The sequence below is a fragment of the Campylobacterota bacterium genome, from assembly GCA_040752835.1.
Classification (GTDB): domain Bacteria; phylum Campylobacterota; class Campylobacteria; order Campylobacterales; family Sulfurimonadaceae; genus Sulfuricurvum.
Map to the genome: position 1 here is coordinate 52,242 of JBFMGG010000008.1, position 18,271 is coordinate 70,512.

Below are 18,271 nucleotides of genomic sequence, written 5' to 3' on the forward strand. Positions count from 1 at the left end.
CGAAGAAGCTACAATCACCCTATGATAAAACGCTATCCAACCAAACAGATATTTGTCGGAAACGTCGCAGTAGGCGGAGATGCGCCGATATCGGTGCAGTCGATGACCTATTCGCGCACGGCGGATGTCGCCGCCACGGTCGAGCAAATCAACCGTCTCCATTTCGCGGGATGCGACATCGTCCGGGTAGCCGTTCCGGATGAAGAGGACGCCCTGGCCCTCAAAGCGATCAAGGAGCAGATCGCCCTCCCCCTCGTCGCCGATATCCATTTCAATTACAAGCTCGCCCTCATCGCCGCCGAAAGCGTCGATTGTATCCGGATCAACCCCGGAAACATCGGGGAGAAAAATCGGGTCCGTGAAGTGGTCAAAGCGTGTCAGGAACGGAACATTCCAATCCGGATCGGGGTCAACGCGGGGAGCCTGGAAAAAGAGTTCGAACAGCGTTACGGGCAGAGCGCGGAGGGGATGGTCGCCTCGGCCGAATACAACATCAAATTTCTTGAAGATCTCGGTTTTACCGACATCAAGGTCTCCCTCAAGGCCAGCGATGTTCAGCGCACCGTTGAAGCATACCGGCTGCTGCGCCCGAAAAACAACTATCCGTTCCATCTGGGGGTAACCGAAGCCGGGACCGTCTTTCATGCCACGATCAAAAGCGCAATCGGGCTGGGGACGCTGCTGCTGGAGGGGATCGGCGATACGATGCGCGTCTCGATTACAGGGGAACTCGAAGAGGAGATCAAGGTAGGCCGTGCCATCCTTAAAGACAGCGGGGTCGCCAAAGAGGGTCCCAATATCATCTCCTGCCCGACCTGCGGGAGGATTGAAGCCGATCTGGTGAGTGCGGTCAGCGTCATCGAAGCAAAAGTCAAACACATCAAAAAACCGCTCGATCTTTCGGTCATGGGGTGTGTCGTCAACGCGATCGGCGAAGCGAAACATGCCGATGTCGCCATCGCGTACGGCAAGGGATCGGGTCTTGTAATGGTCAAGGGCGAAGTGGTCGCCCGTCTCGACGAGGACAAGCTTGTTGACCGGTTTGTGGAAGAGGTGGAAAAAATGGCGAAGGAAGAGGAATAATGGAAGAATCTTTATACAACCTGGCCTTTGAACGCTCGGTCCTCAGTTCGATCGTTTTCGACCCTTCGCAGTTCGACGAATTCGAAGCGGTTCTGAGCCCCGAAGATTTCTATCTCGCGGCGCATCAGGAGATTTACCGTGCGATGCTTTCCCTCTCCCATCGCGACCTTCCCATCGACGAGGAGTTCATCAAAAAAGAGCTGAACGCCAAAGGGCAGTTCGACGAGCGGGTGATGGTCGAGATCCTCACCGCCAACCCGATCGCGAATACCAAAGCCTACGTGCAGGAGATCAAAGACAAAGCGATCAAGCGCCATTTGTTGACGTTGACGACCGAAATCAAGCGGGTAACCCTCGAAGAGGAACTGGGGGGGAGCGATGTGGTCGATCTCGTCGAGAAAAAACTCTACGAAATCACCCAAAGTTCGCAGGCGACCGATTTCAAGGATGCCCCGACGGTAACGGACGAGACGATGCGCTACATCGAGGAGATGAAAGCACGCGGCGACGCTGTTCTTGTAGGGGTTGATACCGGGTATGCGGAGCTGAACAAAATGACGACGGGATTCGGGAAGGGGGATTTGGTCATCATCGCGGCGCGTCCGGCGATGGGGAAAACCTCGTTTGCCCTGAACATGGTCCAAAACCTCCTCGACAAGGGGAGCGGGGTCGCCTTTTTCTCCCTCGAGATGCCCGCCGAGCAATTGATGCTGCGTCTGCTCAGCGTCCAGACCTCGATTCAGCTGCAACGGCTGCGGGTCGGAGACATGAACGCCGAGGAGTGGAAACGGCTGAACGATGCGGTGGAGAAAATGCGCCATTCCAAGCTCTTCGTCGACGACCACGGATCGGTGAACATCCATCAGCTGCGCTCGAAGCTGCGCAAACTCAAGTCGCGCCATCCCGAGATCGAACTCGCCGTCATCGACTACCTCCAGATCATGAACGGCACCGGGGGCAAAGACCGGCACCTCGAGGTGAGCGAGATTTCGCGGGGACTTAAAATGCTGGCGCGGGAGCTCGGGATCCCCATCGTCGCCCTCTCGCAGCTCAACCGAAGTCTCGAATCGCGCGCCGATAAACGTCCGATGCTCAGCGACATCCGCGAGTCGGGATCGATCGAGCAGGACGCCGACATCATCCTTTTCGTCTACCGGAACGACGTCTACCTCTACAAAGAGGAGAAAGAGCGCGAAAAAGAGGCGATCGCTTCGGGCAAAGAGTTCATCTCCAAATATGTCGAAAAAGAAGAAGAAGAAGCCGAGATCATCATCGGCAAGCAGCGTAACGGTCCTACGGGCCATGTGAAGCTGATGTTCCAGAAGAAATTCACCCGGTTCGTCGACCGTCCGACATTCGGTGCCGCGCAGATCGTGTATGAAAACATCGACATGAAGAGTGCGACGATGAACGTCGGGGGAGACGAAATCGTCTCAATGCCGGTGATTTAGCGATGCGGGTGCTGGAGCGGGTCGAATTGTTCGATCGCTCCGGCGCTTTGGTGTTTGCCGCATTCGTTCTCCTCATCGCTTTTTTCTCCCTTGCGTGGGAATATCACGGCTACCGCGGACTGACCCGTTTCGACGATCCTCTGGTCCGCGCATCGGTCGTCGATCAGGAAGTCCGGCTGATCGGCAACGTCCCGAAAACGTCCATCAAATTCCGTCTTGAGGGGGGAATGACCCTACGCAGCGCAATGAGCCCGTATTTGCGGGATTTGCGGGGGCGGGAAGTTTTGCTGGAACTTCAAACCGACCGGCTGACGTTTCTCGATTATCTGCGGGGAGGGCGGGCCCGCGTGACGATCGAAGAGGTCTATCCGCCGCTGAGCCTCAAGGAAAGAGGCTACAGGGCCATCGCCGCGATGCACGAAGATGTCTGGATGCAAGAGCTTTACGGGGCGCTTTTCGTTGCAACCCCATTTTCGCAGGAGCTTCAGGAACTCGTCGGCGCAATGGGCCTGAGCCATATCCTCTCCATCAGCGGCTACCATTACGGCATCATCACCCTGATCGTCTATTTCCTCTTGCGCAGGCCCTACGGATGGGTGCAAAGCCGCTATTTTCCCTACCGTCACGGTAACCGGGACCTTTTTGCGGTCGTGGCGGCCGTGTTGTTCGCCTATTTGTGGGCGTTGGAATTCAATCCCGCAATGGTGCGCGCTTTCGGGATGCTCGTCGTGGGGTATTGGCTGTACGACCGCGGCATACGGATCGTTTCATTTCAGACCCTGTTCATCGCGGTCGTTTTGTTACTGGCGTTTTGGCCGAGGCTCTTTTTTGCGCTGGGATTCTGGTTTTCGGCATTGGGCGTGCTGTCGATTTTCGTCTTTCTCCGCCATTACGAACACTGGAAGGCGTGGCAGATTTTTTTGGCGTTGCACGTATGGTGCTATCTCGTACTGCTCCCCGTTTCACTCGCGGTTTTCGGGACGTTCGGTTGGGCCCACATCGCCTCGATTCCGCTGGCGCTGCTGTTCAATCTCTATTATCCGGTTGTAGCGGCGCTGCATCTCACCCCGTGGGCGTCGTGGTTTGACCCTTATCTGATCGCGCTGTTCGAATGGGGGGACGTACGGACGGTGTACGTTCCGATGTGGACGGGGATTGCTAGCGTCGTTCTCGCCCTTGCGGCAATGGTTCGAAAAGAGGCGTTTTGGGCGTTAGGGGCGATGGGCGGTGCGGTGTTTGGCGGCGCGGTTTATCAGATAGCATAGTTTCATCCCGTAGATGACGATGATCCACGAGACGTAGATCCACAGGAAGAAAAAGATAAGCGAGGAAAACGAACCGTACATCGTTGCGTACGTATGGTTCATAAAAACGTACTGCACAAAACTGTTTTTGGCGATTCCCCAGACAAGGGCGACAATGAACGAGCTGAACGCCGCCGCTTTCGTGGAGACTTCGGCGTTGATGGCGATTTTGTAGATGATGAAAAAAATCCCCCACAACAGCAGGAAAGGGAAAACCGACAATACGGTGGCGATCCATTCGCTGCCAAAAGAGGTCTGAATGTACGAACGCAGGCTCATCGACGTGATCAGGACGATCGGGGTAAGGGTGATGAGGGTCCAGTAGGTGGTGAGCGCATCCCAGAATCGGCGGGGAGGGGCTTTGAAAATCTTTTCGGCGATGTTTTCGAAGTTCTGAAAAAACAGCATCGACGAGACGACCATCGTCGTAAACCCGATGATCCCCAGCTGAACCGAGTTCTGGAAGAACGATTCAAGATACCCCGCAATCGCCGCGGTATGGACCGGCATGATGTTTTCGAAAATGAAAATCTGGATTTTGGCGTATTGCTCTTCGAAAACGGGGACGTTGGCGATGAGGCTCAGCGAAATGATCAACAGCGGGACGACCGTAAAAATCGTGTAGAAACTGAGGCTGGAGGCGTATACCGTGATGTCACGGTCGAAGAGCATAAGAAAAAAAAGCCGCGTTCGCCGCCATGCCATTCGGTAATCCATCCGTTATTCGAGTCCCATCTTGGCGGGGTTGAGAATGTTGTTGGGATCGAAAGCGCGCTTGATCGACTGGAACAGGGCCATCTCTTCGGGGGTGAAAGCCATGTGCATGTAAGGGGCTTTGGCCAGTCCGATGCCGTGCTCGCCGCTGAGCGTCCCTCCCAGGTCGACCGTCGCCTGGAACACCTCTTCGATGGCTTTGTAGCCGATTTTGACCTGTTCGGGGTCTTTGCCGTCAACCATGACGTTCGTATGGACGTTACCGTCCCCAGTATGGCCGAAGCAGGGGATCTTGATGCCGTATTTGTCGGCGATGGCGTAGAATTTCTCCAGTAGCTCGGGGAGCGCGGAGCGGGGAACGGTGACATCCTCGTTGAGTTTTTTGCTTCCGTAGACCGAAAGCGACTGGCTCGCGTTACGGCGGGCAAACCACAAATCCGAAGCCTCCTGCTGGTTTTTGGCGATCCGAAAGTCGCTGCATCCGTTTTCACGGAATACCCGTTCGATCACGTCCAGCTGGAAGTCAAGATCCTCTTCGAGATTGCCGTCGACGTCGGTGACGAGGATGGCTCCCGCCTCGACCGGAAGGCCTTTGGAGTATACCTGCTCCACCGCGCGGATGGTGAGATTGTCCAGAAACTCCATCGCCACGGGGGTAACTCCACTGGCCATCGTTTTGTAAACTGCTTCCATTGCGTCTTTGACGGTGGGGAAGATGCCCATCGCGGTTTTGGTCATTTTGGGTTTGGAGAGGAGTTTGAGGGTCACTTCGGTGGTGACCGCCAACGTCCCTTCCGAAGCGATCAGGATTCCTGCGATATTGTATCCCGCGACGTCTTTGATCGTCCGTTTGCCCGCTTTGATGACGTCCCCGTTGGGAAGGACCGCACGGATCGCCATGACGTAGTCTTTGGTGATGCCGTACTTGGCGGCGCGCATGCCCCCCGCGTTTTCGTTGACGTTCCCCCCGATCGTCGAATACTCCTGGCTGGCGGGATCGGGCGGATAAAACAGCCCCACTTCCTCGACGGCGCGCTGGAGGTCTTTGTTGATGACCCCCGGCTGAACGACGGCAACCATGTTTTGCATGTCGATTTCGAGGATTTTGTTCATGTGCTTTTCGAACGCTAGTACGATGCCGCCGTGCGCCGGAAGGGCGCCGCCGGTGAATCCGCTTCCCGCACCGCGCGGAACGATCACGATACGGTGTTCGTTGCAGTATTTTAAAATATCGCTGACGTCTTGTTCATGACGCGGGAAAAGGACGGCGTCGGGTTCGAACCGTTCGCGGGTCGCGTCGTAGCTGTAGGCGATAAGGTGGGCTTTGTCGGCGTAGACGTTCTCCTGCCCCAAAAGGCGGGTAAAAAATTCGATTGCGCTGGGTGAGAGCATCATTATTCCTTCAGGTCGAAATGGCGCAATAGTGCACTTTTATCGCTAAATTTCGCTTTGAACAACTCATATAGCTCACGATTCTTGGGATTGTTTAAAACGATCGCTTCGAGATAATGGGGTTCGTAACTCTCCATACGTGAGCTTCCCTCGCCGAACCATGCCGCCCGGATGGTCGGGACGCGGGTATAAAACGGTGTCATGCTTTTTTCCGATACCGACCGTGAAGGGGTGTTTTGAAGATAGGTGAAGCTTTTGCAGTCGAGCGTGAAGAGCGTTTCGGCGCTCTGAACGTAGAGCAGTCCGATCGAGTTGGCGGTGCAGTAGCGGTGAAAATCCTCGGTCGTGGGGGTAGGGTGCCCTTCCCGGGAGAGATAGGCGGTAAAAATGTCGGGGTGTACCCATTCCACGCCGCTCATGCTTTTGGTGATCGCATCGTAGGTGTCGTCGTTGGGAGCGATGAGCATCGCCCGCGAATAGTCGTATCCCAGCACCGCCGCATCGTCGGCTCTGGGTTGCCAGTTTCCGCCGGGGAGCGAGTCTTGGTGGATGCCGTCGTATTCGCTCAGGCGCAGCAGCGCGCGGCCATTGGCGGGATTGCTCTCTTCGACGAGGGCATTGGCGATGATCGTGCTGTGCGCGGCGTCGAGATGGCGGACGATGAATCCGCTCATGCCGGGACGAAGCTCTTTGCCCATGACGGCCGCACGGTCGTTTTGTACGTCAATCAGCGGAGTGGAGATGGGGGAAGCGCCGAGGGCGCCGAATGTGACCAGTGAAATAAACCAGATGCGCATCATGGTAACCTTTTCGTAGAGTAAATAAGGGCGATTATAGCTTAACACGTCTTTGTAAATGGAATTTTTGCTATTATTTATTTCTTTTTTCTCCGCGCGACGGTGCGGGGAACGTAGATTGCCGAAGGATGAGAATGGGTCGTTTTTTCGCGTTGTTATTGTTGCCCATGCTCCTTTTCGGTGCCGTAGTCAAACCGTTCAAATGGAAAGACGGAGAGAGTTTTTTGAGTTTTCTGGAACGCAAAAAACTCCCTCTTTCGGTCTATTACAATATGGACAAGGAAGACCAGAAACTGACCGAGGACATCCCTTACAACGCCAACTGCCAGTTGCTCGTCGACCGCAAGAACATCATCCGTCAGATCCTGATCCCCGTCAATGACGAGCTGCAGCTGCAGATTTATTACGTGCCGAAAAAAGGGTACAAGATGAAGGTGATCCCGATTATCAGCGAAGAGTTCAAAGAGACCCTCTACCTCCCGCTGCAGACGATTCCTTATGACGATATCCTCAAAACGACCGGGTCGAAAAATCTCGCTTCGGTCTTCGTCAAAATGTTCAAAGGGCGGGTCGATTTCCGTAAAGGGATCAAAAAAGGAGATCCGATCGTGATGGTCTATACCCAGAAGTACCGTTTGGGCAAACCGTTCTCGATGCCCGAAGTCCACGGCGCGATGATTGAAGTCGGGGGAAAACGGTACGCCGTTTACCGCCACACCGACGGACGCTATTACGATGAAAAAGGGGCGCAGTACGAAAAATTCATTTTCAAACTTCCGATGCGCAATCCCCGGATTACGTCGCGTTTCACCAAAAGCCGTTTCCACCCCGTCCTGAAACGTTATCGCGCCCACCTCGGGGTCGATTTCGGAGCCCGCCCGGGTACGCCGATCCTCTCTACCGGGGACGGTCGGGTCAGTTTTGCGGGCTATTCGCGCGGCTACGGGAAAACGATCAAAATCCGTCATTCCAACGGCCTCACAAGCCTCTACGCCCACCAAAAATCGTTCAAGTCGGGGATCAAATCCGGGTCGAAGGTGAAACAGGGACAGATCATCGGCTACGTCGGCTCAACGGGACTTTCTTCGGGCCCTCACCTCCATTTTGGGATGTACCGGGGAAGTACCCCGATCGACCCGCTTACCGTCATGAAGAAAAAAACCGAAGGATTCAGTGGAAAAGAGGCCAAAGCGTTCAAGGCGATCCGGAACAAAATGGATCGGGAGTTCAAAGCCGCATTGACCAAAAAACCGGTTCGCAAACCCTATTTCGATTTTCACGAGACCTATTACGTAGACACCGAGACGCTCAAACCCAAACCGTTCTAAGCGAGGTTTTCCGATGATACAGGATATTACGGTACTGCCGTGCGAGAAATCCGATTACGTCAAGCCCAAACGGCTTTCCTATCGCCAGGACGGCACCGTCAAAACCTGGGACATGGTCGAGGTCCACGACAGCGTGGCGATCCTTTTGTTCCATGAAGAGCACGACTCCCTCATCGTCGTGCGTCAATTCCGTCCCCCCGTGTATCTCAAAAACCGCGACGGCTATACCTATGAATTGTGTGCCGGGATCGTGGACAAAGACAAACCGCTCCAAAAAATAGCCCACGAGGAGATCCTCGAAGAGTGCGGCTACGACGTTCCGCTTGAAGCGATCGAGAGGGTGACGTCGTTTTATACGGCGGTCGGCTTTGCCGGTTCGGTGCAGACCTTGTATTACGCCGTCGTGAACGATGGGATGAAGGTCAGTGAAGGAGGGGGAATCGAGGTCGAATCGATCGAAGTCGTCGAGATTCCGCTCTCCGAAGCCAAAGCGTTTGCGATGGATGAAACAAAGGCGAAGACGCCGGGACTGATGTTCGGTTTTTCGTGGTTTTTCGAGAAGAAGCGGTAGGATTCCCCGCCAGGGGGAAAGTCAGAATTTGTAGCTGAGGGTTGCGTAGAAGTTGCGTCCCGGTTCGTTGAGTACCAGGGGTTGCGCTCCTTCCATGATGGTGGTCAGGCCGATGTAGCTGTTGCTGACGGCATAGGTGCGGTCGAAAAAGTTGTTGATCCCCGCACTCAGGGAGAAGCCGTTGTTGAAATCGGTACCGTATTTGAGGTTCAGAATACCGTAACCGCCGATCGCCTGTTCGCCGTTGTTTTCGTCGTACGTCTGGTGTCTGGCGGCAATCCATTCGGCTTCGGCGTAGTGGCGTTCATCGTTGAATACCAGCGCTACACGCCCTTTGAGCGGCGGAATGTCGGCAAGGTCTTTGTCGGTTTGGGGCAGTGTGGCCAGAGCATCGAGCTGGTTGGTGTCTTTTTTGCTCCCACGCTGATAGGCGACGCCCGATTCGATGCTCCATTCCCGGTTAAGCGCATAGTCGGCACTGATGTCGCCACCGACGATGCGCGCGTCGATATTGGCGAACGATGTGGTTGAACCGGCCACTTTGTAAGCATAGATGTAATCTTTGAGATCGCTGTAGAACAGGGTCCCTTTGAGGTGAAGATTACCGAACGTGTGTTCTACCCCCGCATCGACTTCGCGGTTGATCGTTTCGTTGAGGTTGGTGTTCCCCATGTCTTTAAAATAGAGCTCGCGCGCATCGGGAACGCGGACCGATTGCCCGGCTCCGACGAAGAGGTTGCCGTTGGCGCTGTAGTGGTAGCGTCCCAGAAGGTTGGCGCTGATGTTGTCGTAATCACGGTCTTTGGCCGCAGCCATGAGGGCCTGATCGGCATCCACGCTCGTATCGTCGTAGCGTAGCCCCCCGCTCACGTCGAGTGCGCCGAACGTTTTGACCGCTTTGGCGTAAATACCGACGTTGTCGGTATCGGCATCGGGGATTTGAATCTGTGCGTAGGGGTTGACCCGTGTCCCTTTGGTCCCGTTCCAGTTGCGTGTCGAGAGGTCGATCCCGAGGGTGACGTCGGCTTCAGCCACGGAGGCGGTGTTTTCGGCACGTACCCCTTTGATCGTCGCATCGACCAGGGAAACCATTGTGGCCGCAGGGCTGGTCGCTCCGGCTCTGAAATCGGTTCCCATATCGTGTTTGACTTTGGAGTGGTACGCTTCGATAAGCAGCTCATCCGAATAGCTGCCAAGGCCGAAGATCTGGTATTTGGCTTTGAACATATCGGTATCGTCCATCAGCGCATCCATCGGATAGCGTGCATACAGGACGTTGTCCGCGCGGTCCCCGAAATAGCTGAGGGTGAGTTTCTGGTTGTCGCCGATGTTGCCGACGATTTTGGTCCAGAAATTCTGACGCTCATAGGCATCGTCGTTTTTGTGCGCGGCCGAGTAACGCTGTCCGGCGGTAGTGGCGCTGTCGGCCTGTTCCGCCATCGTTTTGCCGTCGCCGTCTTTGTACTGGCCGCTCGTTTCGCGGCTGTACCCGACCAGGGCCTGGACCGTATCGTTCCCCGCTTCGAGGGTGGCGCCGACTTTGCGGTAGTCAAAGCTGCCCAGCGTTGCGGAGACTTCCCCGTGTACCCCTTTGGAAGGGTCTTTGGTCACGACGTTGATCGCTCCGCCGAGGCTGCCGAACTGGGTGACGTCGAACGGCCCTTCCTTGACTTCGACCGATGCGATCTGGCTGGAAGAGACGTGCATTGCCGGCGGGTCCATCCGGTTGGGACAGGCGCCGCATACTTTGGCGTCGTCGATGGTGACGTTGAGGTTGTCGCGTTTAAAACCGCGCAGGACGATATCATTGCCGATGGCGCTGGTCCGGACGTGGGTGATTTCGGGGAGGGCCCCCGAGAGCATTTCCCCCAGATCGCTCTGGCGTGAAAACTTGACGATTTCATCGGCGCTGATACTCTGGGTATCACCTTTGGGCGCAGTCGCCTCGACGGTGATTTTCTGGATCGTGACGGGTTCGGTAGCCAGCGCAGCAACGGCCGCTACCGAAAGGAGGGTAAATTTCTTCATACGCTAAATCCTTCAGTAAATAGGAAGACAGTGTAGGAAAGAAGTGTTACATTAGTGTTAAATTGCTATACTTGCGGCCATGAAACCGACTTACAGACGTCTACTTTTTACCGTTTTACTCTTCGCCGCTTCGGGGTACTTCCTCTACACCGGCTTCAGCATCCTCTTTAAATAAGCAATTCGGTCGATGATTCCTCCCGCATCCGGAAGATGCGAGAAGCTTTAGGGGGGGGGGTAAAATCGGGTTGAGAAAAAGCGACAGGATCGCGTGAGCCCTCGGCTGACGAGCTCATTGCCGGCAAAGCCGGCAGTGTGAGCATCAAAAACGGAGTGAAACTTCTTCGGGAAACTGCATCGTGACGCAGTGGAGAGAGCCGTGCTGGCGGATCAGGATCGAACAGTCGATGGGGACGATGTCGCGCCCTTTGAATGCCTTGCGGCAGATTTCGACCGCTTCGGCGTCGTGCGGGTCGTTGTAGACCGGCAGCAGCACGGCATCGTTGATAATGAGAAAATTCGCATAGGTTGCCGGCAGCCGCTCGCCCTCGTAATAGGCGGGCGTACACATCGGCAGTGCGATCAGATTGAACGGTTCGCCGTCCAAATCCCGCAGCGCCTTTAACTCTTCTTCCATTTTTTTCAGCGCTTCGTAGTGCTCGTCTTCGGTGTCGCCGCATTGGACGTAGAGGATCGTATCGGTATCGATGAAGCGGGCGAGGGTATCGATGTGGCTGTCGGTGTCATCGCCTGCGAGGTAGCCGTGGTTCAGCCACAAAATCTGTTCAACACCGAACTCTTGCTTGAGGATCGCTTCGGTCTGCGTTTTGGAAAGATGGGCGTTGCGGTTGGGATTGAGGAGGCATTCGGAGGTGACCAGCAGCGATCCCGCGCCGTTGGATTCGACGCCGCCCCCTTCCAAAATCAGGTCGACCTTCTCCATCCGCGCGCCGTAAATCGGCGCAAGGGCCGCGCTCATCGCATTGTCGCGCGACGCGTCGAATTTCCCGCCCCACCCGGTGAAGGTGAAGTCGAGCAGCAGCGGCTCGTCTTCCTCCTCGTCGATGACGGTGAGCGCGCTGCAGTCGCGCGCCCAGGTATCGTCGCTTTGGTAGGGGACGAAAATAAGGTTGGTCTGATCGGGAAAATACCCTTTAACCGTTTCGACGTCGTCGCAGACGACGAGACAGGGCTCGTAGCGGGCAACCGCGTTGGCGATGTTGACGAACGTCTGACGTGCCTCTTCGAGATACGGCGCCCAGTCGCTTTGGGGATGGGGAAAAATGAGCTGGACAAAACTCTGGGGTTCGAATTCGGCCGGAAAATATCGCATTAAACTACCTTGATCTATAATTGCGCCATCTATCACCCGCAGGGATACCATGGGATACATTACGCTCAGCCGCGAGGCACTGATTCATAATCTTGACATTATCGCACAACAAGTTGGAGCCAAAGATAAAATCGCCGTCGTACTCAAAGACAACGCTTACGGACACGGTGCGGTCGCGGTTGCTGAAGCCGCCGCCGCGTACGGCGTCAACGATGCGGTCGTACGGACCGAAGCCGAGGCGTTGGAAATCGAACCGTTTTTCGAACGGATATTGATCCTTGCCGATACCGCAACCCGCCTGAACCCCAAATTCAGTTACGCACTCAATTCACTCGAAGAGATCGCACACTTCCTTCCCGGGACACGGGTTGAACTGAAAATCGACACGGGGATGCACCGCAACGGCATTGCCCCTTCCCAGCTTGCCGAAGCGTTTGAAAAAATGGCTCTCGGGAAGCTCGAATGCGTCGGGGTGATGAGCCATCTGCGCAGCGCGGAGACCCTCAGCAGCGAATGGTTCTGGCAGCGGCGAACGTTCGATTCGCTCAAAGAAACGGCGCGTACCCTGGCGGCTTCCTACGGATGGAGCCCCCGATTTCATCTCTCCAATTCGGCCGGGACGTTCCGAAGTTCTGAATGTACCGATGATATGGCGCGGGTAGGGATCGCCCTTTACGGATGCCTGGAAATGGACAAAGGACTCGAAACGCCGCCGCTCAAACCGGTTTTGTCGCTGTGGGGAAAACGGATCGCGACGCGCGTGCTCAAAAAAGGGGAGCGAATCGGTTATAACGGGATATATGAAGCCGCGACGGATGAAGTGGTATCGACGTACGATCTGGGATACGCCAACGGGCTTGACCGTCTGGCCTCGAACCGCTATACGACGCCGCAGGGGATCGCGCTGCGGGGACGCATTTCGATGGACAACGCAGTATTCGCCAGCGACGCCGAGGAGCTGCTGGTGTTTGACAACGCCAATGGCTATGCCCGCTCGGTGGGGACTATCGGATACGAAATCCTAGCCTGCCTCGACAAGAGTCTTGAACGCCGGTGGACTAAGTAGTCACCTTGATAATTGCTTCGGGGAAAATGGCTCCGTCAAGGCGGAGGTCGATCAGTTCTTCGAGCCTTTGGGGATCATCGATGTAGCCGAGTACTTTGGCGTCGAACAGGTAATGTTCGGCGACGCTCTGGATGGCCGATCCTGCTTTGGGATTGACGATGAGGTAGGAAGCCCGAAGGTTTTCGGCAATGACGGCATCGCCTTGATTGTCGACGAAAAGGGCGAAACGGACGCTGTTGTCTTTGAGATAGCGGATAATATCAAGATTTGCGGGGCTAAAAAAGAGTGCCACGACCGAATTGGCCGGGGTATGCCGGACCGCTTCAATCGATTCGATGTGGTAAAAACGCTCCGAAGGGACGTGCGGGTGACCGAAGAGTACCATCGTCAATCCTCCATACACTCTCGGGAGCAATAGTATTTGCCCTCTTTCATAAAGGCCTCTTTGACCTGGACATAGGTGTCGCATTTGGCGCACGGAACCATCGCTTCATCCTGCATTTTGTCTGCGGGAGGCGGGGTCAGGCTCTTTTTTTTGAAAAAGATGAAATAAACGGCGGCGATGACACCGACGAGCAGCAACAGTTTGAGCATATTTATCTCTTTATCAGCAGGTAGTGGCGGTTTTCCGCTTCGATGACCTTGTAATCAAGCGTTTCATCGACTTCATCATACACTCTTTCCCCTTTGTAAAAGAGCAAAAGGGTTCCCGGAACGCAAAACGGCTCGGAAAGCTTCATCAGCATTTTGGTATCGGTAACGGCGCGCGAGGTGACCAGATCGTACGGAGCGCTCGGCAGCTGTTCGGCCCGTAGCGCCTTGACCTCGACGTTGGAGAGGCCCAGATCGGCTTTGACGAACTGCAGAAAACTGGCCCGCTTGCTCAGCGGTTCGACGAGCGTGAACCGGGTGGCGGGGAGGGCGATAGCGAGCACCATTCCCGGAAAACCGGCCCCTGTTCCGATATCCATCGCAGTTTTAAGCGGGGGAAGAAAGGTGATCGGAAACAATGCGTCGACGATGAAGTCGTCGATCTGATCGGCCGATTTGGCCCCCGTGAGATTGTGGATTTTGTTCCATTTGGCCAGCAGCGCTTTGTACTGCTCGATTTTCTCGAAAAAGGATTCTTCGACCGGAATGGCGGCCCGTTCGATCAGGGTACGCAAACGGCTCAAAACAGATGCCCCATTTGTTCTTTTTTCACTTTCAGATACCCCTCGTTGTGGGGATTGGGATCAATGACGACGGGGATCCGTTGAACGATCTCGACGTCGAGATTTTCGACGACGGAAACCTTGGCGGGGTTATTGGTCAGCAGGCGGATTCTGGTCAGACCGAAATCGTGAAAGATTTCGCGGACGACGTCGTAGGTACGCTGGTCGGGCTCAAACCCCAGTTCCACGTTCGCCTCGATGGTGTTGCGCCCCTGGTCTTGCAGTGCGTAGGCGTTGACCTTGTTGAGCAGACCGATGTTGCGCCCTTCCTGGCGGTGGTAGATAACCAGCCCCCCCTCTGCGGCGATCATTTTGAGGGCAATGTGAAGCTGGTTGTTGCAATCGCATTTGATGCTTCCGAGCGTATCGCCCGTGAGGCACTCGGAGTGGATCCGCACGAGGGGGGCTTCTGAATTTTCGAACCCTTCGGTGAAAATGGCGAGGTGTTCTTGGATCCCCTCTTTGTAAACGCGGATTTTGAAGCGGCCGTATTTACTCGGCAGATTGGCGATCGATGATTTTTCAAATGTCGGTTGCATACTCATGGGGCAATTATAATTTCCTTTTCTTAATCTAAGTATCGATACACTTACCCACTTAGATTTACACTGGAGCATTTTTATGGAGCGTTTTCGCCGTACACGGCTTAATTCCCGCCTGCGGTCACTGGTCCGCGAAACCCATGTAAGCGTCGATGATTTCATCTATCCGCTGTTTGTCCGTCCGGGGGAAGGGATCAAAACCGAGGTTTCGTCGATGCCGGGCGTTTACCAGATGTCGCTGGACGAGATTTTAAAAGAGTGCGGGCTGCTGCAGTCGCTGGGAATTCACTCGATCATCCTCTTCGGGATTCCCGAGGTGAAAGATTCCGTCGGAAGCGACGCGCTGTGCGACCACGGGATTATCGCCACCGCCGTGCGCGCGATCAAAAAAGCGTATCCGAAGATGTTCGTCGTTACCGACCTGTGCTTTTGCGAATACACCGACCACGGCCACTGCGGGATTCTCGACCACGTTCACGAGACGGTGGATAACGACGCGACCCTCTCGATTTCGGGACAGCAGGCGCTGGTACACGCCCGCGCCGGGGCGGATATGATCGCCCCTTCGGGGATGATGGACGGCATCATCACCACTCTGCGCGACGCGCTGGATGATGGGGGGTATGTCAATCTTCCCATCATGAGCTATTCGACCAAGTTCGCCAGCGGCTATTACGGCCCTTTCCGCGACGTCGCCGAATCGACCCCCAGCTTCGGGGACCGTTCGACGTACCAGATGGATCCCGCCAACCGCCGCGAGGCGATCCGCGAAAGCCTCGCCGACGAAGCGCAGGGGGCCGATATCTTGATGGTCAAACCCGCCCTGGCCTATCTCGACGTCATCCGCGACATCCGCGAAGCCTCCTCGCTTCCGCTGGCGGTGTACAACGTCAGCGGCGAATACGCGATGCTCAAACACGCCGGCAACGCCGGACTGATCGATTATAACCGGGTCATGATGGAGACGATGGTCGGATTCAAACGTGCGGGGGCCGACATCATCATCAGCTACCATGCTAAAGAAGTCGCCACACTTTTGAGTTAATGTATTTTATTTATGATATGATTGTTTTTTGTATCGAAGGATAGACGTGAGACATTTTTTAACGCTAAAAGACTACACCAAAGAAGAGATCCTCGAGATTCTCGACCTGGGAGTACAGATTAAAAAAGAGGTGAAAGCCAGAAACTTCGTCCCCCGCCTCGCCAACCAGACGCTCGCCATGATCTTCGAAAAGAGTTCGACGCGTACCCGCGTGAGTTTTGAAGTCGGGATGTACCAGCTCGGCGGTCATGCGTTGTTTCTCTCCAACCGCGATATCCATCTCGGACGCGGCGAACCGGTCAAAGATACCGCCCGGGTCATCTCCTCGATGTGCGACATGGTGATGATCCGTACCTATGAACAAAGCAAGCTCGAAGAGTTTTCGCGCTATTCGAAAGTTCCCGTCATCAACGGCCTCAGCGACAGCTATCATCCGGTACAGCTCCTCGCCGATTACATGACGATGATGGAATGCGGAAAAGACAAAAATCCGATCGTCGCCTACGTCGGTGACGGCAACAACATGACCCACTCGTGGCTGATGCTCGCTTCCAAACTCGGGTTCGAACTCCGCGTCGCAACCCCCAAGGGGTACGAGTGCGATCCGGCCATCATCGCCGATGCGATGGAGTTTGCCAAACAAAGCGGGGCGAAAATTTCGATCAGCAACGATCCCAAAGAGGCGGTCAAAGGGGCTACCGTCGTGACGACGGATACATGGATCTCGATGGGTCAGGAAGAAGAAAAAGCCCAGAGGCTCCGCGCGTTCGAAGGCTACATTGTCGACGAGGCGCTGATGGGGCTTGCCGACAAAGAGGCGATTTTCCTCCACTGCCTTCCCGCCTACCGCGGGGTCGAAGTGAGCGAGAACGTCCTTGAAGGAGAACAGAGTCTTATCTTCGAAGAGGCGGAAAACCGTCTCCATGCGCAGAAAGGATTGATGGTCTGGCTCGATAAACATCGTTAAAGGGGATAATATGCGCTGGTTGCTTTGCGTAGCCGTAGCGGTCTTCACTCTTCAAGGTGCCCAGGCGGTAGCCGTGGGCGAGAAATTTAAAGATTCCGGTAAATGCAAAGCGTGTCACAGCCATATTGTCAAAGAGTGGGAAAGCTCCTGGCATGCCAAATCCCATTATGCCAACGACGAATACTTCCGAAAAACGATCGATTACGTCGCCCGCAAACAGAGCGGAAAATCGCTCAATTCGATCAAAATCGAATGCGCCGCATGTCACAATCCCCGTATATCCGTCACCTCCACCAATGCCGAATACGAGGCGATCGCTTCCCTGAACCTTGACCGAAATACGGCGGCCGCCTGTGCGACCCAAAGCGATGCGATCGCCGAGGGGATCAATTGCGTCGTCTGCCACAACATCGATCAGATCCATGATGCCCTTCCCGATACCAAGCGGGGAATCCACCGTGTGAGCTGGATGAAAAGCGGGACCATGAGCGGACCGTATGCCGACGCCAAATCCCCCTACCACCGCGTCGAGCACCGTGATTTCATGGACCGTAATCCCGATCGTCTGTGTTTTGTGTGCCATGCGAACGATACTTCCGAAGAGGGACATCGTTTTACCGACATGGAGTCGGAGTATAAAAAAGGGGACAAATTCTGCGTCGACTGCCATATGGGGCCGCGTAAAGAGGGGGTGGCCGCAACGTTGCGCGACGCGCAGGGCAAACCGCACAAACGGCAGATCCGTTCCCACGGATTCATCGGTGCCCATACCGAAACGATGTGGAAAGACGCACTTGCGGTGAGTCTCAAACGCGCTTCGGGCGGACTGGAAGTGACATTGAACAATCCCAACCCCCATCCGCTTCCCGGAGGGTTCGGCGCACGGGAAATTCTGATCGAAGTGGCGTATTTCCGAAAAGGCAAGGGGATGGGATCCCAAACCCGTTCGCTTACCTCCCGGTTCCTGAACAAGCGGGGCAAGCCGACCGTGCCGCATCTTGCGGCCAAAACGCTTGAAAACGTTTCCGTTCCGGCATACGGTTCAAAAAGCTTTACGTTCGGCATACTCAAGGGGGCGGATCAGGTGGCGGTAAGCGTTTCGTATCGGCTGGTGAATGAGGAGGTGCGAAAGATGCTGGGGCTTAAAGATCCGATCTGGTCGCGAAAAGCGGTGATTCAAAAAAAGGTGTTGAAGCTCTAAAAGGCGGAGCCGCCTTTTAGTTCATTTCGACTTTGATAATGAGATCGTTGCCCTCTTCGACAACGGAAAAGTTGTGTTTCTGGCAAAACGTTTCGTTCATTTCGGCGGCCCATTCGCGGGCTTCGATCATCGCGTCGTCTTTGTTGGTAAATGTTTTGCTGTTCTCCATGCCGCTGCGTTTGAAACAGCCGCACTCTTTTTCGACTTTCACGGTAAACATTAAAAAATTCTCCTTGCG

General features: G+C 55.1%; 19 protein-coding genes. 9 read left to right on the forward strand and 10 right to left on the reverse strand.

Annotation, left to right across the window (positions count from 1 at the left end; all coding sequences use genetic code 11):
* The first annotated feature begins 21 nt into the window (after window positions 1–21).
* The 3 genes from ispG to AB1763_10140 are packed head-to-tail and all read left to right on the forward strand — an operon-like array spanning window position 22 to window position 3,799.
* Window positions 22–1,083 carry a flavodoxin-dependent (E)-4-hydroxy-3-methylbut-2-enyl-diphosphate synthase gene (ispG, locus tag AB1763_10130; protein ID MEW5833181.1) on the forward strand — a complete coding sequence of 354 codons (1,062 nt, stop codon included), beginning with the start codon at window positions 22–24 and terminating at the stop codon, window positions 1,081–1,083.
* Window positions 1,083–2,534: a replicative DNA helicase gene (locus tag AB1763_10135; GenBank protein MEW5833182.1), complete on the forward strand. Its 1,452-nt coding sequence runs from the start codon at window positions 1,083–1,085 to the stop codon at window positions 2,532–2,534. The genes ispG and AB1763_10135 overlap by 1 nt, the downstream gene beginning before the upstream one ends.
* Before the next feature lie 2 nt (window positions 2,535–2,536).
* Window positions 2,537–3,799, forward strand: coding sequence for a ComEC/Rec2 family competence protein (locus AB1763_10140; protein ID MEW5833183.1), 1,263 nt, complete (start codon window positions 2,537–2,539; stop codon window positions 3,797–3,799).
* Here the strand turns inward: AB1763_10140 and AB1763_10145 are convergent.
* From AB1763_10145 to AB1763_10155, 3 genes are read right to left on the reverse strand one after another with little or no spacing between them, the layout of a single operon-like run.
* Window positions 3,746–4,510 (reverse strand): YihY family inner membrane protein, encoded by a 765-nt coding sequence (locus AB1763_10145; protein MEW5833184.1) that lies wholly within the window; start codon window positions 4,508–4,510, stop codon window positions 3,746–3,748. The two genes, AB1763_10140 and AB1763_10145, sit on opposite strands and share 54 nt — an antisense overlap.
* Before the next feature lie 48 nt (window positions 4,511–4,558).
* Entirely contained in the window at window positions 4,559–5,944 is a 1,386-nt protein-coding gene (locus AB1763_10150; GenBank protein ID MEW5833185.1) for an FAD-linked oxidase C-terminal domain-containing protein, read from the reverse strand.
* A 2-nt stretch (window positions 5,945–5,946) separates the two neighbouring features.
* A complete protein-coding gene (locus tag AB1763_10155) occupies window positions 5,947–6,741 on the reverse strand; it encodes a plasminogen-binding N-terminal domain-containing protein (GenBank protein ID MEW5833186.1) in 795 nt (264 codons plus the stop codon).
* A gap of 134 nt (window positions 6,742–6,875) precedes the next feature.
* On the opposite strand from AB1763_10155, the gene AB1763_10160 reads away from it, so the two are divergent.
* Together AB1763_10160 and AB1763_10165 are read left to right on the forward strand one after the other, a co-directional pair.
* Entirely contained in the window at window positions 6,876–8,069 is a 1,194-nt protein-coding gene (locus AB1763_10160) for a peptidoglycan DD-metalloendopeptidase family protein (GenBank protein ID MEW5833187.1), read from the forward strand.
* 13 nt (window positions 8,070–8,082) lie between these two features.
* Complete coding sequence (locus AB1763_10165) at window positions 8,083–8,640, forward strand: NUDIX domain-containing protein (protein ID MEW5833188.1); 558 nt, start codon at window positions 8,083–8,085, stop codon at window positions 8,638–8,640.
* Window positions 8,641–8,661: 21 nt separating this feature from the next.
* Here the strand turns inward: AB1763_10165 and AB1763_10170 are convergent, their stop codons facing one another.
* On the reverse strand, window positions 8,662–10,668 hold the full coding sequence (locus tag AB1763_10170) for a TonB-dependent receptor (protein ID MEW5833189.1): 2,007 nt from the start codon (window positions 10,666–10,668) through the stop codon (window positions 8,662–8,664).
* A gap of 319 nt (window positions 10,669–10,987) precedes the next feature.
* On the reverse strand, window positions 10,988–11,998 hold the full coding sequence (locus AB1763_10175; protein MEW5833190.1) for an agmatine deiminase family protein: 1,011 nt from the start codon (window positions 11,996–11,998) through the stop codon (window positions 10,988–10,990).
* Between the two features lie 49 nt (window positions 11,999–12,047).
* Here AB1763_10175 and AB1763_10180 point away from each other — a divergent pair, with 49 nt between their 5' ends.
* Window positions 12,048–13,064 carry an alanine racemase gene (locus AB1763_10180; protein ID MEW5833191.1) on the forward strand — a complete coding sequence of 339 codons (1,017 nt, stop codon included), beginning with the start codon at window positions 12,048–12,050 and terminating at the stop codon, window positions 13,062–13,064.
* Here AB1763_10180 and AB1763_10185 read toward each other — a convergent pair.
* The 4 genes from AB1763_10185 to ribA are packed head-to-tail and all read right to left on the reverse strand — an operon-like array spanning window position 13,057 to window position 14,823.
* Entirely contained in the window at window positions 13,057–13,449 is a 393-nt protein-coding gene (locus AB1763_10185; protein ID MEW5833192.1) for a hypothetical protein, read from the reverse strand. The genes AB1763_10180 and AB1763_10185 overlap by 8 nt on opposite strands.
* A 2-nt stretch (window positions 13,450–13,451) precedes the next feature.
* Entirely contained in the window at window positions 13,452–13,658 is a 207-nt protein-coding gene (locus AB1763_10190) for a PP0621 family protein (GenBank protein ID MEW5833193.1), read from the reverse strand.
* 2 nt (window positions 13,659–13,660) lie between these two features.
* Window positions 13,661–14,239, reverse strand: a complete 579-nt coding sequence (rsmG, locus tag AB1763_10195) for a 16S rRNA (guanine(527)-N(7))-methyltransferase RsmG (GenBank protein MEW5833194.1) — start codon at window positions 14,237–14,239, stop codon at window positions 13,661–13,663.
* Window positions 14,236–14,823: a GTP cyclohydrolase II gene (ribA, locus tag AB1763_10200; protein ID MEW5833195.1), complete on the reverse strand. Its 588-nt coding sequence runs from the start codon at window positions 14,821–14,823 to the stop codon at window positions 14,236–14,238. The genes rsmG and ribA overlap by 4 nt, the downstream gene beginning before the upstream one ends.
* A gap of 76 nt (window positions 14,824–14,899) precedes the next feature.
* On the opposite strand from ribA, the gene hemB reads away from it, so the two are divergent.
* The 3 genes from hemB to AB1763_10215 are packed head-to-tail and all read left to right on the forward strand — an operon-like array spanning window position 14,900 to window position 18,033.
* The gene (hemB, locus tag AB1763_10205) at window positions 14,900–15,865 is read left to right on the forward strand and encodes a porphobilinogen synthase (protein MEW5833196.1); all 966 of its coding nucleotides are present in this window, start codon (window positions 14,900–14,902) and stop codon (window positions 15,863–15,865) included.
* Between the two features lie 46 nt (window positions 15,866–15,911).
* Window positions 15,912–16,832 (forward strand): ornithine carbamoyltransferase, encoded by a 921-nt coding sequence (gene argF, locus AB1763_10210; GenBank protein ID MEW5833197.1) that lies wholly within the window; start codon window positions 15,912–15,914, stop codon window positions 16,830–16,832.
* 10 nt (window positions 16,833–16,842) lie between these two features.
* Complete coding sequence (locus AB1763_10215) at window positions 16,843–18,033, forward strand: hypothetical protein (protein MEW5833198.1); 1,191 nt, start codon at window positions 16,843–16,845, stop codon at window positions 18,031–18,033.
* A gap of 16 nt (window positions 18,034–18,049) precedes the next feature.
* Here the strand turns inward: AB1763_10215 and AB1763_10220 are convergent, their stop codons facing one another.
* Window positions 18,050–18,253 carry a hypothetical protein gene (locus tag AB1763_10220; protein MEW5833199.1) on the reverse strand — a complete coding sequence of 68 codons (204 nt, stop codon included), beginning with the start codon at window positions 18,251–18,253 and terminating at the stop codon, window positions 18,050–18,052.
* Window positions 18,254–18,271 lie beyond the last annotated feature (18 nt).

Bases quoted from the DNA above. Each gene is read 5' to 3' on its own strand.
- AB1763_10190 (MEW5833193.1), bottom strand. From the start codon at position 13,658: ATGCTCAAACTGTTGCTGCTCGTCGGTGTCATCGCCGCCGTTTATTTC.
- AB1763_10185 (MEW5833192.1), bottom strand. From the start codon at position 13,449: ATGGTACTCTTCGGTCACCCGCACGTCCCTTCGGAGCGTTTTTACCAC.
- AB1763_10180 (MEW5833191.1), top strand. From the start codon at position 12,048: ATGGGATACATTACGCTCAGCCGCGAGGCACTGATTCATAATCTTGAC.
- AB1763_10165 (MEW5833188.1), top strand. From the start codon at position 8,083: ATGATACAGGATATTACGGTACTGCCGTGCGAGAAATCCGATTACGTC.
- AB1763_10140 (MEW5833183.1), top strand. From the start codon at position 2,537: ATGCGGGTGCTGGAGCGGGTCGAATTGTTCGATCGCTCCGGCGCTTTG.
- AB1763_10215 (MEW5833198.1), top strand. From the start codon at position 16,843: ATGCGCTGGTTGCTTTGCGTAGCCGTAGCGGTCTTCACTCTTCAAGGT.
- AB1763_10135 (MEW5833182.1), top strand. From the start codon at position 1,083: ATGGAAGAATCTTTATACAACCTGGCCTTTGAACGCTCGGTCCTCAGT.
- ribA (MEW5833195.1), bottom strand. From the start codon at position 14,823: ATGAGTATGCAACCGACATTTGAAAAATCATCGATCGCCAATCTGCCG.
- AB1763_10150 (MEW5833185.1), bottom strand. From the start codon at position 5,944: ATGCTCTCACCCAGCGCAATCGAATTTTTTACCCGCCTTTTGGGGCAG.
- AB1763_10160 (MEW5833187.1), top strand. From the start codon at position 6,876: ATGGGTCGTTTTTTCGCGTTGTTATTGTTGCCCATGCTCCTTTTCGGT.
- ispG (MEW5833181.1), top strand. From the start codon at position 22: ATGATAAAACGCTATCCAACCAAACAGATATTTGTCGGAAACGTCGCA.
- hemB (MEW5833196.1), top strand. From the start codon at position 14,900: ATGGAGCGTTTTCGCCGTACACGGCTTAATTCCCGCCTGCGGTCACTG.
- AB1763_10175 (MEW5833190.1), bottom strand. From the start codon at position 11,998: ATGCGATATTTTCCGGCCGAATTCGAACCCCAGAGTTTTGTCCAGCTC.
- AB1763_10155 (MEW5833186.1), bottom strand. From the start codon at position 6,741: ATGCGCATCTGGTTTATTTCACTGGTCACATTCGGCGCCCTCGGCGCT.
- AB1763_10220 (MEW5833199.1), bottom strand. From the start codon at position 18,253: ATGTTTACCGTGAAAGTCGAAAAAGAGTGCGGCTGTTTCAAACGCAGC.
- AB1763_10145 (MEW5833184.1), bottom strand. From the start codon at position 4,510: ATGCTCTTCGACCGTGACATCACGGTATACGCCTCCAGCCTCAGTTTC.
- AB1763_10170 (MEW5833189.1), bottom strand. From the start codon at position 10,668: ATGAAGAAATTTACCCTCCTTTCGGTAGCGGCCGTTGCTGCGCTGGCT.